The following is a 12,754-nucleotide window of genomic DNA, read 5'->3' as shown; positions in this document are numbered from 1 at the left end:
GGCCATACCGTATCTGCAAGCAGTCAAAATAAAGGGCGTCTTAAATTAGTTCTTACTTTTACCTCAATCTACCTTGTAGCTGAAGTGGTGGGTGGCATTTTGACAGGGGCCTTGCCCTGCTTGCCGATGCCGGTCACATGCTAACCGATGTGGGAGGCTTGGCTTTTGCTCTCATTGCCATCATGTTGGCTGAACGGCCAGCTTTCCCTGAGCGTACCTAAGGCTATTACCGTGCAGAAATCCTGGCGGCACTGGCCAATGCGGTAATACTCATCGGCATTTTCCTATATATCCTGTATGAAGCTTACCTGCGGTTCCAAGACCCGCCAGAAGTGGAAAGCAAAGCCATACTGTTTGTGGCCTCTATTGGTTTGGTAGTGAACCTGACGGGTATGTACATCTTGAGCAAAGGCTCAAAGGTGAGCCTGAAAATGAAGGGGGCTTACTTTGAGGGGCTCTCTAACATGCTCACCTCAGTGGGTGTAATTATAAATATTCTAGCTACCTATACTTTTAAACTGCCTAGAGTTTTAAAAAAGGCTAATCCTTCCTTTTTACAAATAACTTATACATCTGTTTTCAGTATTATTTCCTAAAAACAGGCTTAAAACGAGAAGTTTGCACTGGCAAAAATCAACGGTTATTTGGTGTCAAACCGGCATTGAAAGAAACTGTAAACTATTTAAATAATAAGAGTAACCGAATCAATCTTAGTTTAAAAAATTCTTAAAATGGTTGGGGTCTTTCCTCCTATTTTTATAATCATCCAAATTCAAAGAAATTGCGAACCCCGGTACGCCATAGATATAGGTAGGTGACATAGCGATGGATGGTTTCCTTCCCCAGCGGTTGCGGTGTGAAAGATAGGCTAAATGAGACGAAAGCATGCCTATGCCGGCTCCTACAAATACATCAGACTGCCAATGCTTATTGTTCAACATTCGGAAAACCCCCACGCTGGTGGCAATAGTATATGCCCCTACGCCATACCAAGGGCTTTTATGCTTGAGCTCCGTGTTCAGGATAGAAGCTGCCAAAAAGGCTTGGGCCGCATGGCCCGATGGCATGGATTCCCGGTTCTCTCCATTAGGCCGCTCCTGGTCAGTGACCTGCTTTAACCCGTAAACCGTGACGGCAAAAATAGCCTCCGCCTTTAAAATCACTAAACTAGTATTCAGGAAATCATTGTTTGATTTGATATTAATCAGGTTGGCCAAGGCCAACTCCACGTACGGCGCAATGAGCAAAGGATTGTCAATGGTAGTTTTAAAATTAGGGAAGTGCTTCTGAATGTCCCGTTTGGCGTCGTAACTGCTGTAAAAGCCGTTGTCCTTTACTGTGCTCAACCCATATCCAATCAAAATTGCCGGAATAATTGTGGCTTTGAAGGCTTTGGACTTGAAAAAGGGTGCTTTTGCTGTAGGGGCCGTAAGCGAGTCTTGGTACTTTTTTAACGTGTCGGCTGCTACAGTTTCTTGAGAAATCTTAAGAGAGTCAATTACCTGGGCTTGGGACTCAAAACTGACAAGCCCTAGAAATATGGAAAAAACGAAATGTAAGGGTAAAATTCTTTTCATCAGCATTTAAAATAGGTGAGGCTTATAATGACAATACCAAAGGATAGGAAAAAGGTTGCATTGGTATCTTTACGAGTCCAGCTACTTGAAACAATGGATTAATACTTTAGGAAATATGTTGTATATATACTTCACTAATCAATGATATTCAAGCCATTGCGCTTTTTAGAGCAAAAGAATATGTTGGTAAAACTTCCCATTGGCTGGCTTTTGCTATTCAGTCACTTTCTTTTTCGGCCTTGATTTCAGAAATAAGACCGAAACCAGAAGTAAGAATTACACGCTTCTAAGGAGACAACTCCCTGAAGGGGTAACACTAAGCTGTCTCAAAGACAAAATTAAAGCTTAAGTAAAAGCTATAATTGCACCTAAACATAATGGATTATTCTTTGCGCCTATGTTTTCTGTCTAGTTCTGAAAAATGAACCACATAAAAAAGTAGTTTAAGCCAAGAAAATCAAATAGGTGGTGCTAAAATGAAAAGGCAGAACATTCCTAAACATATTTTAGAAATGTTCTGCCTTTTCTAGCTATTCTAAAGGCTTTCCCAAAAACTAGAAGCCCCCTTTGAAAAACTTTAAAACGAATTCTACAAGCCTTATTAACGGACAACTTTAACTAAAATTGTAGTACCTAAGTAGCCGCTGCCCCCGTTCCTGACCACATGCCATCCCTGTTCTTCCAAGTTCTCCTGAACATACCGGTTTAACAACCCGTGGCCCACAAGGGCTACATTGGGGTTTTCTTCGGTGGCACCGGCTAAGGTATCCGCCGCCAGCTGTGCCCGTTTGCGGGCATCGGAAAAACTCTCAGCCCCCTGGCGGTCAATGCCCATCACCCACTTCAAACGTGCGACAGAAGTCCAGACTTTGATAGGAATCCGAAGATTAGGGCTATGGTGTCCCATGGAAGATTCGAATTCCCTAAAAATAGGGGATACGGTCATCTCCCCGTCAACCCCAAAGATGTACTGAGCGGTAGCTTTAGCCCGGTTAATGGAGCTGGAGAATACTTTAACCTGAGCAGGATTTGGGAGATTAAAGAAGGAAGCATCTGGCACCACTATCCCTACGCTGTCATATTCCGCAACAAACCGTTTCGCCTCTTGGTATGAAAATTTACCTGTCTTCCGCAAATCAGGCTCTCCGTGGCGTATAAGCGCAATCTGACGGATTTTAGTGCCAGCCGGAAGTACCAAGTCATTTTCATCAAGGAAGGAGATACGTTGTGCGACAGGTTTTCCTTTGGCTGTCACGTAGGTAGCACTCCTGCTCAATTCCATGAACTTTGCCTCTATACTTTGGACAGTCTGGTGAAGTAGCGAATTACCTTTTGCATTTATAGCGGAGAAGGCAACAAGGACTAGGACAGACATTAAAAAGACCCTTTTAACCATATCATTAACCAAAATAACTGTATGTAAGTATAACATTATGGAAAAGGAGGTAGTTCCCCTTTTTCTTAGTCAAAGGCTCTGTATCTGTAAAGGTTGTTAATCTTTCAAATAGCTGTCTGATTATAGATAGAGCGGCTTAGCCTTCTCCTTGATCTGTATGTAGTATGGCGGAAGAACATAAAGAAAATAACACCAAGGTAGCTTTTTTCTTAAACCTTACTTTTACTGTGCTGGAGCTTATCGGCGGGATAATCTCCGGAAGTGCCGCCATTATATCTGATTCTTTGCATGATTTTGCCGATAGTATTTCATTAGGCCTGGGATGGTATTTTGAGAATGAGGCGGAGAAAGGTAGCAATGAACACTATACCTACGGTTATAAGAGGTTTTCCCTATTGGGTGCAATGATTAATGCCATAGTGTTGCTGTTAGGCGCAGTCTATATTGTTTTAGTCCTGAAAAAGTTAGTTGAAGCCTCTGATTTTTTTTGCAGAGAGTACCCGAAGGAATCAATATCGCCTTGTTAAAACAAAAAGTTCTTTGTTTGGAGGGAGTTGAGAAAGTGGAGCATTTTCATATCTGGGGTTAGATGAGCAAAAGATAGTTGTCTCTATGCATGTAAAAACCCATAATCTCAGACTTGTTGAAGAACACAATGGCTTGAGAGAAAAAATCAGGGGAATCTTTATAGAAATGGATACAGAGCATATCATCATTGATATGAAGTAGCAAACGCATTTGTTATCTTCATCTTCTGGGCATGTACATGATAATGCAAACCCCTAACAAAGCTATTAAAGCGCCCATAATATCGTACCGGTCTGGCTTGAAACCATCTACCTTCCAGGCCCATACCAGGGCCATCACAATGAAAACGCCGCCATAGGCAGCATACACCCTCCCGAAGCTGGCTGTCTGCCAAGTAGCCACTACCCCGTACATAGCCAGAATAATGCTCCCCAGTATACCATACCATAAGGGCTTATCTTCTTTCAGCCAAAGCCAAACCAGATAACCTCCACCGATTTCACAAAGCCCGGCTAGGAAAAAAATACCTAAAGATTTAATGATTTCCACAGTAGGTGAAGGTAGTCATTTCGGATAATTCTTGATGATTAATATTTGAATTCTTAGGCTTCAAATATAGTAATCAAAAGAAATACGGTGGTTTTATCGTACTTTCGTTTTAAAAATATTTCGCTGATGAATATTGATTTAATCAACAAAATCAAACGTTTGGCCATCATTGCCCTGGCTTCAGACGATGAATTAATCGAGAACATCGTTCTGAAAGGCGGCAATGCCATTGATATCGTATACCATGACAGCAATTCTATCTCCAGAACTTCCTATGACCTGGACTTCTCCATTGACCACGGTGATTTTGAAGAGGAAGAGGAAATCATCAGCAAGCGGATAGAAAGAACACTGGTGAAAACCTTCGCGGAAAATGGGCTGGTTGTTTTTGACTATATTTTCCTCCCCAGGCCCAAAGTCGTGAAGGAAGCAGTGGCAGATTTCTGGGGAGGCTACCAAGTTACGTTCAAGGTGCTGGACCAGAAAACCTACGATGCCCATCAGGGGAATTTGGAGCACCAGCGGCGAATCGCTGTTCCGTTGAACGCAGGGCGTTCCACTACTTTTGAGCTTGAATTCAGTAAGTTTGAATATGTAGCTAAGAAAGCCCAGGCGAAGGTGGACGGTTATACGATTTATGTCTATACGCCGGAAATGATTGTCTTCGAGAAGCTGCGGGCCATTTGCCAGCAATTGCCGCAGTACTCGGAAATTATCAAATCGCGTACCGCCCGCGCCAGGGCTCGTGACTTCTATGATATTCACCTGATTATGGAATCGTATGCAGTTGATGCGACGACCGAGGAAAACAAAGAGCTGATTGCGAATATTTTTGAGGCCAAGCGAGTACCTCTGTCTTTTATACAGGAGATAGCCAACTACAAAAGCATCCATAAAGACAACTGGGAAAGCGTGAAAGATACGGTGGCCCGTTCAGAAGAGTTGGAGAGCTTCGATTTTTACTTTGACTACGTAGTCAACAAATTCCAAAGGATTACATTCCCTTAGGGAAATACAGCTGCCAGTCCTCCGAGAAATCTTTTTCCTCCATATCATAGGTGAGATAGAACCGGAACTCTTTCTTCCGGCTACGCAGCTCTTCCAGTTTTTTGCCGGAGTAACCTGCCCGTTCCAGGTAAAACCCAACCGCCTGGTGGTAAGGATAAATGAAATCTATGTTATCTAATGTGGCCACCAATTTATTCAGGGAAATGTTGGGTAGGGCACTCTGGTAAGCCTCCAATACCGAATACACCCCACCGGCGTAGCCTGGGCGGACGGTGATGTCAATCAAGGTTCGCTCCAGGCTGGTTACCGGTACATTCTCAATGGAATGAACCCCGGTTCTTCCCGTGTGCATGCCATTAAGAATAAGGAAGGAGTAATCACCATATATGGCTTCGGTGGCTGCTTTCCGTTGCGGCTTGGAGAAAGCAGCATCAATGGCCTCCTGTTTCAGTTGGCGGTTGCCGTCCGGTTTCCTGCTTTGCTCGAAGGTGACATAAATGGTTTTGGGTACCTGGGTGGTCAGGCCATTCAGGAACATGGCGGTGTAATGGGACAGGTAAGACTTATTGATCAAAGATGCGGCTACCTCCAGCTCATTGGCATCCTCGGTGACATACCGCTCCTTCTTATTAATGTAGCCGTCAAACAGGATTTCAATTTTGGTTAGGATTCCCCTTTTCTGCAGCTGCTCAATAAACCTGAGATCAGTGGTCGTAACAGGTAGATTCCATACAGCTTTTCTTTCCTCGAAGATCCCACTGAGCTGCTCGCGGGAGAAGACTTTGCGGGGATTCTGTTTGAAGTAAGACTTAATACTACTTTCCGCAATAACAAAGCGAGACTTGCTTGGCATAACCGTATGTGTGTTTGTCAGACGGAAAGTATATATACTTTCCGTAAAGTTAATCCTTTGGAAGGATACATGCAATAGGGAGTCATTTAATTTTGAAGGGAAGGACAAAAAATTAATAAGAGCATGGAGTATATAAAGTATATATACTTTATATACGTAAAGTTAACCGTTTTGTTTGACAAAAGCAAGTGAAAAATATGGGATATGAACCAAAATGGATGAACAGTTGGAGGAATATTAAACTATGTAGTATTACATGCGTAAAGTATATATACTTTACGCAAAATTAGATTTGTTTTTGCCCAAAGTCAAGGATCTTACCATAAACCTTGTAAAGTGGGTTTGATATTTTGTCACTAATTAAAAATAAATATCTGATAACTAAAGTATTGTAAATAAAATCATGCTTATCAATCCATTACTATCAAACATATGACCCTCAAAGAAAAAAGCCAACTGGTCGAAGTGATAGGTACTCATTTACAGGGAAAGTTCACAGCTGCCCAAATCAACAGCTTGCTTAAGCGATACAGAATATCCTTTGATAAGCAAACCGTGGTCAGAAACAAAAAGCTCTATGCTACTGGGATAATTGGTCCACAATCAGATGATGTGATTATTAAAATTGCCAAATACCTAAAGCTGGATATACCAGAGGAATATAAAAATAAGCCAAAACAGCCTAAGGTGCCTATAAAAAGCCCACCTAAAAGCGCTAGGCTGCAAAAGTCAGTGTCCCGTCAAATAATTGGCAAGAAGGTTTTCATAAGTCACGCCAGTGCTGACAAAGACATAGTAGAGAAGATCATTGACCTGTTGAAAGTGATGGGGGTTAATTCTGATAAAATCTTCTGCACCTCATTTGATGGCTATGGCATTGACTTAGGAGACAACTTCCTTGACGCTTTGAAACGTGAGTTAAACAAGGATGCGCTAGTTCTATTCGTTTTTTCAAAGAAGTTTTATGAGAGCCCAATTTGTTTATGCGAGATGGGTGCAGCCTGGGTAACAACCAAAGAGCACGTTCCAATATTGATACCACCATTCGGGTTTGCAGATGTAAAAGGGGTGTTCCCTAATACACAGGGGATGATTCTCAATGACAAGGATAAGATCAATTCATTGAAAGAGCGCATAGAGAAGTTCTTCAGCCTTACTCCGGCCAAACATTCAATATGGGAGCGTGAAAGGAACAATATCCTTGAAGAAATAGATCGGCGGCTTAACGCAATGAGGTTTTATTATTAGCCATTAAAATGTAGAGGATTGCTAACTCCGAAGTGCATCTTAAAGACTTTTAATAAAATCTTTGCTAAGATTATGGTATGTCCGCGTGCAAAGACAACTTTTAGAATTTTATTACTTAACATAAGGCAAAAACTGTCTGCCGACAAGCCTATTTATGTTAAGCAAAGTAACGTTTGCGTGCTGGCGAAGGGCAGGGTGAAAAGTTAATGTTCTTTGTAGCGCAAATTAACCTTTTAGTGAGCGTGGTTTTCAAAAACCTATCTCCGCCTTTTGCCAAGACGCTGTTAAATTCAGTTCTCTGTCATCTAAAGCATTTTAACCAAACCGCATAGCACAAAACTTCACTCTATTAATTAATCCCCCTTTTTATGCTTATGTGGTTTTAGTGATGGTATATTTTTAGGAGTTTCCTTATTATCCCGCTGACGCCTGTCTGGTTTTCCCGTTGAATCAGCAATTTTTTTTGGACCTGGTTTAATCGTCATTATATGCTTCTTTTAAAGGTTAAATTCATATTACATCAAAATAGTATAATATGTTTCGATACCTTAAAAGTTTAAGGAATAAATAATTCAAATAATTCTGCCTAAACTAATGATCAGAAATGAGAACATCATATATATCTAGCAGATATGTGTAGGTTGTTACGTTTAGCCGCCTAACCGGTATCTGATAACTGTAGCCGTACAAATATTGGGTATACCCGGTCAAAATAAAGCGTCCAGCTATATTCCAGCGCACCGCTAAATTTCCCAAATCAGACCCTTTGATGCCAGGTTGTGGGATCCGGCTTTCATAGGGCGAACTAAAAATATAGGGCAAGACAGAGAATCAGGCTAAAGAACTAGAGGCTGTGGAGATAGCCCAAAAACATCTAAAGTATCGGTACAATACCCTCAGGTATAGCAGTACCTGAGCGGAAGGTGAACTAAAGCTGGTGGGATGCAGTAGCAGGAGCATAATCGCGACAAAACAGCAGGAAGTTTTGGATATCCGTTCTCATAGAAGAAGGTGGCAATATCTTCTAAGAGCCTTTTGATTACATTTAACGATTAATTAAAAGCTCAATAAAGGTTGTTTAACATAATACAAATGTTAAATTACTATAAATCAATAATATATACATGTCTTATAAATTACATTATGTTAAGTAATGATTTCGTTGTTTGATTTGACATCCGAAACGGCTAGTGAATAATAATTATAAGCTTTTCGGTGCAGAAAACTGGATGTTGAAATGATGGATCATTTTGGAAAACCGGTAAAAGCACGAGAGTGGTTTTTGGTTCAGGTTTCTATCATTGATGAGATAGGAGAGAAAATAAAAGAAGGCGCTATCAGCGATAACTATTACGATCCCGCTTCAATAGAACTAAAGAAGCATTAGGCCAAATTTTAATATAATATGTAGCCTACTACTATTAACCTAAGGTATTATCAATTAGAGTAATCCAAAAATGGTAGAGCCTAATTTTTTCACTCTCTACTTGTGCCGGTGTTCTAATATTATCGGACTCAAATTTAGCAAGTTGCTTATTAACATATCCTGCTGATTTCCTGAGCTTTTCTTCAATCTTCCACTCTTCATTGGAAGATTGAACGAGCTCTTCTATCCAGTCATTGATTTGAAGAAACCAGAAATCGAAATCTTTCTTCTGAACATAGCCAATAATTGCAGCATATTTCAGATTCTTACCGTGGATCCCCTTTTTGAATCTCTCTATTCCTCCATTGGGCCTTTCACTACCTATTAGGTATTCCTTTTCCCTATTTTGACCTGGAGTAGGAAGTCTTTTTGCCTCTATAGAAAAAAAAGAGTCAAACTCATCATAGTTCCTATCCCCAACTGCAATGTGTTCATCCCTTGAAAGAGTTCCTATATCAGTCTGCGGACTCTTGCCAGTACTATGGTCTTCCACATTTTCATGATGAAAGTAGAATGGGTATGAGCCTGCTTTCCGATTAAAGTACTTGCAAAGCTTGTCGGTTAAAGATTTTTCATTTGCTGTAATTTCACCTTTGATCTTGTCTGAGAAGTCCTGGAAATTAGTTTCAATGAATTCTACAACTGCTTGGATTGAAGCATCAGTTTCAATCCCGTAGGATAACATTCCATTGCTAATATTTTCAATGTCTTCTGCTAACATCAATATCCTTGCTTTCTTAAATCGGTAAATGTTTCATCTGCATCACGAAGTGCTATTGACTTTAGCCAATAGCGAAGCTTCTTAGGTTTAATTAGATAAATTATATTCATCTCATACATCCTTATAATTCTGGTAAGCCTTAGGTTTACATTTAGATTTTTTCTTACCAAATATTCTAAACGGCCTTCAGCGTCATCAGAATCAGAAAAGTCGATAGTCGGTTTTGTATCTCCAAAATAAAATGGATAACAGATGTATGAATTGGTTTCAAAATATTCATGGGATCTAATTGACGGATAAACCTTACCAAGTATCTCGCAATAGACTTGCCCAAAACCTTGTAGGTCATCTAATGTTGCGTCTTGGGTGGCGACTTTAGATGTTTCACCATTTCTTCTAAAATCCAACAAAAATTCATTAAATTCATTAATGATTAAAGATTCGTAATGAGAAGTCTCAAGTGCCTCTATGTCCTCTGGATATGGTAAATTTTCAATATCCTGTTTATAAATTGCAGAGGATTTGTTAACAAGATATTGACCACTTGTTGCAGCTATATAAAATGGGTAAATGTCCGTTTTAGATAATCGGTTTTTTAGTTCCTCCAAACTATCCAAATCGTCAATAGGCGCATGAACTCCTATTATCCTTCTCTGGAAACATAATTCATTAATAGATATATCCAGAGGAATAATATTACCAACGATAAGCTCCTTAATCAGTAAATGGGGTGCTTTATAAATTTTTTCTTCTCCTGTACTGTGAAAATACTTAACAGGTGGTTCATTTTCAATTTGAGTTTCATCTATCCCATTAACAGTAAGTGCTTTTGTTGGAAGAAACTTCTTGTCTGAGATAAATGAAGCAAGGAGTTTGTTTTCAAAAAATCTGTATTTCTCTACTTCCTGATTGTCTTTTAAATTTTTTAGTTTTTTGATGTCTCCTTTAGTAGCTGCAGTAAACCCTTCGCTAATTACCCATCCTTTTTCTTTTCGTTCATCAAGATACTCCTTTAAAGAAGTATTTTCGGATAATCTTTTAATAAGCTGATGGACCCTTGAGCCTCCAATAAAATTAGACTTCCATATTAATGGATCATTTAGTGCTAATTGTCTTGGGACATGATGAAAGTCATAAGTGTCTAACTCAAAGTATAATTTTTCTTTATGTGGTTTAGTCCTGCGAACAGTAATATGTAACACTCCATTGTTTTTTGCCTCTTCATTTTTTAAAAATATAGCCGAAGTGGCAACATCTCCATTTTTGCCGAAAAGAATTCTACTAATATGCGTAAAATCTATGATCTGGGGGATGTTGTACTTTTCAAATAAAATCCTCCTGAACTGAGCAGAAGAATTATTATAAAGGAGAGGCCCAGATGGTTGAATAAGGCAAACTAACCCTCTGGGTTTACAGAGTTTAATAGACTGCTCAAGGAAAAGGAGTGATACCTGATTATCAGGCAATTTTATATATTTGGCCCTCCTTTGAAGACTTTCCTTTAAGCCTGGTTCATTTCTTAGAAGAAATGCTCCCTTTTCAACAGACTTTGCTGCAGGCGTTAGACTAGCCTCAAAAGGTGGATTGCCAATGATAAGGTCAAAAGTGTTAAAAAAGGTGTTTGATGTAATTACATTAAAGAAGTCATCATGAAGAATATTTTTTTCATGAAGGTTATCAAATTTTAGATCTTCCCATATTTGCAAAGGTGTTAACTCATCACACAAAGCAAGACTTAAACTAAAGACAGTGAGATCAGCGGCGTCTTTATTCAGCTCAACGCCATAGATGTTTTCTTTAAGAAGCTTCTTGAGTGTTTCAAGAGATGGCCTTTGCCAACTATTATTTCTTCTCCACCTATGAATTAGTCTTCTATATGCACCTACGAGAAAAACGCCCGAACCACAAGCCGGATCTAGAATCTTAAAATCGGTAGACTCAGATTCTAAAGGCATGGCTTCATCAAGCAAGAAGTTTACTAAAAATGGTGGGGTATAGACTACTCCTGGTTGCTTACCTAGAAACTCTTCATAAATATTGCTGATTAATTCAACAGGAAGATCATTGAATGAATACAATTTCCATAAAACACGCTGAAGACCTTCAGCTTTCCCTTCCAAGAATAAGCCAAATCTGCTTAAGTCAGCTGTTTCCAAGAATTCTCTATCGGCTGTATCCGCTTGGAAAATTCCGCCGTTGAAATGTTCAGCTAAAAAATCTAAGAGCTCAAGGTAGGCTCCTTTTCTTTCAAATATATCAGTGAATTTTTGTCCACTCGGAACAAACTTTTGAAAAAAGTCACTTGGGAAAACCTTTCTTCCTCTTTCATCCTCACGTTCTTCAAGATATCTGATCAGGATTGAAGTCACCATAACTTTCCTAGCGATACTAGCAGGGAGGACCTTCAGCTTGATGATATCCCTAAGTGCATGCTTTAACTCGACTAATAACTTCTCGTATGCACTATTACTAAACTTGAAGTACTTGCTATATTTCGAATTTTCCCAAAATGTTCCGTTATCAAAAGACCTAGCTGAGAAGGCTTCAAATTCTTTTTGAGCTTTGTCACTGATAACTTTTGATATATTAGAAGCAAGCTTTATTATTGTTAATGGCTTATATTTTAACTGATTACCATCTGATGGCCTTTCAAAACAATTGAAAATCCTGATGTCCTTTTTTGTGAATACAAAGAACATTGGAACAAGTGCAGAGCTATAGAGCTGCTTGTGCAGCTGTATTAGCTCCTGCTCTTCAACTCCCAGCCTAGCAGTGAAATCGTATATGAAAATCTGAGGAATAGAAGGGCGATTCTCAAATCTTCTAAAGTACACAAAATCAACTTTGTATTTTTTTGCATTCTCCAGGGCGATATATTCCTCTGGTGAGAGTTTGTTTAGAGCGATCTCATGCACAGATACAAGACCTGAGTTATGATTGGAGTCCCCAATCATCTCTAAATTCTCAAGGCCCTGTTTAAGTATCTCTTGCATCAAATTTTAAACAATATTACTAATATATTTAGAATTAATTACTATTTTAATTAGTATATTATAGATTGACTCAAAGATATTCATTTAAACTTCCATTTAATAATAGAATATGGTGAAGTCCCATGGGCTGGTCAGGTATCAGATCTTTTAAGTTTTCAGGATTAGGCTTTGTAGGCAAAACCATGTGCTAAATGTGCGGAAATTTCTACTTCGTGGCATGAAAACTAGCGGCTGCGCATTAAAATTTAGATTGATCTTCCTATCGGTACACTAGAAATATAATTAATATTTAGCCTTCTGCCAGATTGACATTACAGTATAAGGTTATTATGATATTTGGCGCAAGTTCTTGATCTTCATTTATTTGAAAAAATGAGTAACTTGATTCTATAGAAATTAAAGAGAATGTAGAGAAGGAAAAAGAATAGTTGACCGGTATGAGATCTAGTTTCTCC

General features: G+C 39.3%; 12 protein-coding genes. 5 read left to right on the top strand and 7 right to left on the bottom strand.

The features are described 5' to 3' along the window. The first annotated feature begins 239 nt into the window (after positions 1-239). Positions 240-596: a cation efflux transmembrane domain-containing protein gene (locus A8O25_RS23500; protein WP_206598671.1), complete on the top strand. Its 357-nt coding sequence runs from the start codon at positions 240-242 to the stop codon at positions 594-596. Positions 597-710: 114 nt separating this feature from the next. Here the strand turns inward: A8O25_RS23500 and A8O25_RS09125 are convergent, their stop codons facing one another. Beyond that, entirely contained in the window at positions 711-1,577 is an 867-nt protein-coding gene (locus A8O25_RS09125) for a phosphatase PAP2 family protein (RefSeq protein ID WP_153042669.1), read from the bottom strand. A 601-nt stretch (positions 1,578-2,178) separates the two neighbouring features. Continuing rightward, positions 2,179-3,009: a histidine phosphatase family protein gene (locus A8O25_RS09120; RefSeq protein WP_241498974.1), complete on the bottom strand. Its 831-nt coding sequence runs from the start codon at positions 3,007-3,009 to the stop codon at positions 2,179-2,181. A 128-nt stretch (positions 3,010-3,137) separates the two neighbouring features. Between A8O25_RS09120 and A8O25_RS09115 the strand changes: the two genes are divergently transcribed. After that, positions 3,138-3,500 carry a cation efflux transmembrane domain-containing protein gene (locus A8O25_RS09115; RefSeq protein ID WP_066833883.1) on the top strand — a complete coding sequence of 121 codons (363 nt, stop codon included), beginning with the start codon at positions 3,138-3,140 and terminating at the stop codon, positions 3,498-3,500. A 220-nt stretch (positions 3,501-3,720) separates the two neighbouring features. Here the strand turns inward: A8O25_RS09115 and A8O25_RS09110 are convergent, their stop codons facing one another. Continuing rightward, positions 3,721-4,050 carry a YnfA family protein gene (locus tag A8O25_RS09110; protein ID WP_066833880.1) on the bottom strand — a complete coding sequence of 110 codons (330 nt, stop codon included), beginning with the start codon at positions 4,048-4,050 and terminating at the stop codon, positions 3,721-3,723. A gap of 126 nt (positions 4,051-4,176) precedes the next feature. On the opposite strand from A8O25_RS09110, the gene A8O25_RS09105 reads away from it, so the two are divergent. Further along, the gene (locus A8O25_RS09105; protein ID WP_066833877.1) at positions 4,177-5,058 is read left to right on the top strand and encodes a nucleotidyl transferase AbiEii/AbiGii toxin family protein; all 882 of its coding nucleotides are present in this window, start codon (positions 4,177-4,179) and stop codon (positions 5,056-5,058) included. On the opposite strand, the gene A8O25_RS09100 is transcribed toward A8O25_RS09105, so the two are convergent. Further along, complete coding sequence (locus tag A8O25_RS09100) at positions 5,045-5,911, bottom strand: type IV toxin-antitoxin system AbiEi family antitoxin domain-containing protein (protein WP_066833875.1); 867 nt, start codon at positions 5,909-5,911, stop codon at positions 5,045-5,047. The genes A8O25_RS09105 and A8O25_RS09100 overlap by 14 nt on opposite strands. A 432-nt stretch (positions 5,912-6,343) precedes the next feature. Between A8O25_RS09100 and A8O25_RS09095 the strand changes: the two genes are divergently transcribed. Beyond that, positions 6,344-7,159, top strand: coding sequence for a toll/interleukin-1 receptor domain-containing protein (locus A8O25_RS09095; protein ID WP_066833872.1), 816 nt, complete (start codon positions 6,344-6,346; stop codon positions 7,157-7,159). Positions 7,160-7,512: 353 nt separating this feature from the next. On the opposite strand, the gene A8O25_RS24095 is transcribed toward A8O25_RS09095, so the two are convergent. Then, the gene (locus A8O25_RS24095) at positions 7,513-7,644 is read right to left on the bottom strand and encodes a hypothetical protein (protein ID WP_277620012.1); all 132 of its coding nucleotides are present in this window, start codon (positions 7,642-7,644) and stop codon (positions 7,513-7,515) included. Positions 7,645-8,396: 752 nt separating this feature from the next. Here A8O25_RS24095 and A8O25_RS23205 point away from each other — a divergent pair. Beyond that, positions 8,397-8,546 carry a hypothetical protein gene (locus tag A8O25_RS23205; RefSeq protein ID WP_161947723.1) on the top strand — a complete coding sequence of 50 codons (150 nt, stop codon included), beginning with the start codon at positions 8,397-8,399 and terminating at the stop codon, positions 8,544-8,546. A 34-nt stretch (positions 8,547-8,580) separates the two neighbouring features. Here A8O25_RS23205 and A8O25_RS09090 read toward each other — a convergent pair whose 3' ends face one another. Together A8O25_RS09090 and A8O25_RS09085 are read right to left on the bottom strand one after the other, a co-directional pair. Further along, a complete protein-coding gene (locus A8O25_RS09090; RefSeq protein ID WP_066833870.1) occupies positions 8,581-9,306 on the bottom strand; it encodes a hypothetical protein in 726 nt (241 codons plus the stop codon). After that, a complete protein-coding gene (locus A8O25_RS09085; protein ID WP_066833867.1) occupies positions 9,306-12,299 on the bottom strand; it encodes an Eco57I restriction-modification methylase domain-containing protein in 2,994 nt (997 codons plus the stop codon). Before A8O25_RS09085 ends, A8O25_RS09090 begins: the two co-directional genes overlap by 1 nt. Positions 12,300-12,754: the final 455 nt, after the last annotated feature.

Origin of the sequence: Rufibacter ruber (assembly GCF_001647275.1) — a bacterium.
Taxonomy (GTDB): domain Bacteria; phylum Bacteroidota; class Bacteroidia; order Cytophagales; family Hymenobacteraceae; genus Nibribacter; species Nibribacter ruber_C.
Note: the sequence above shows the minus strand (reverse complement) of the source record. Positions and strands in the feature narration are given on the sequence as shown.

Coding starts and splice junctions, on each gene's coding strand:
- A8O25_RS09120 (WP_241498974.1), bottom strand. CDS start 3,009: ATGTTATACTTACATACAGTTATTTTGGTTAATGATATGGTTAAAAGG.
- A8O25_RS09100 (WP_066833875.1), bottom strand. CDS start 5,911: ATGCCAAGCAAGTCTCGCTTTGTTATTGCGGAAAGTAGTATTAAGTCT.
- A8O25_RS09125 (WP_153042669.1), bottom strand. CDS start 1,577: ATGAAAAGAATTTTACCCTTACATTTCGTTTTTTCCATATTTCTAGGG.
- A8O25_RS23205 (WP_161947723.1), top strand. CDS start 8,397: ATGATGGATCATTTTGGAAAACCGGTAAAAGCACGAGAGTGGTTTTTG.
- A8O25_RS09085 (WP_066833867.1), bottom strand. CDS start 12,299: ATGCAAGAGATACTTAAACAGGGCCTTGAGAATTTAGAGATGATTGGG.
- A8O25_RS09090 (WP_066833870.1), bottom strand. CDS start 9,306: ATGTTAGCAGAAGACATTGAAAATATTAGCAATGGAATGTTATCCTAC.
- A8O25_RS24095 (WP_277620012.1), bottom strand. CDS start 7,644: ATGACGATTAAACCAGGTCCAAAAAAAATTGCTGATTCAACGGGAAAA.
- A8O25_RS09105 (WP_066833877.1), top strand. CDS start 4,177: ATGAATATTGATTTAATCAACAAAATCAAACGTTTGGCCATCATTGCC.
- A8O25_RS09095 (WP_066833872.1), top strand. CDS start 6,344: ATGACCCTCAAAGAAAAAAGCCAACTGGTCGAAGTGATAGGTACTCAT.
- A8O25_RS09115 (WP_066833883.1), top strand. CDS start 3,138: ATGGCGGAAGAACATAAAGAAAATAACACCAAGGTAGCTTTTTTCTTA.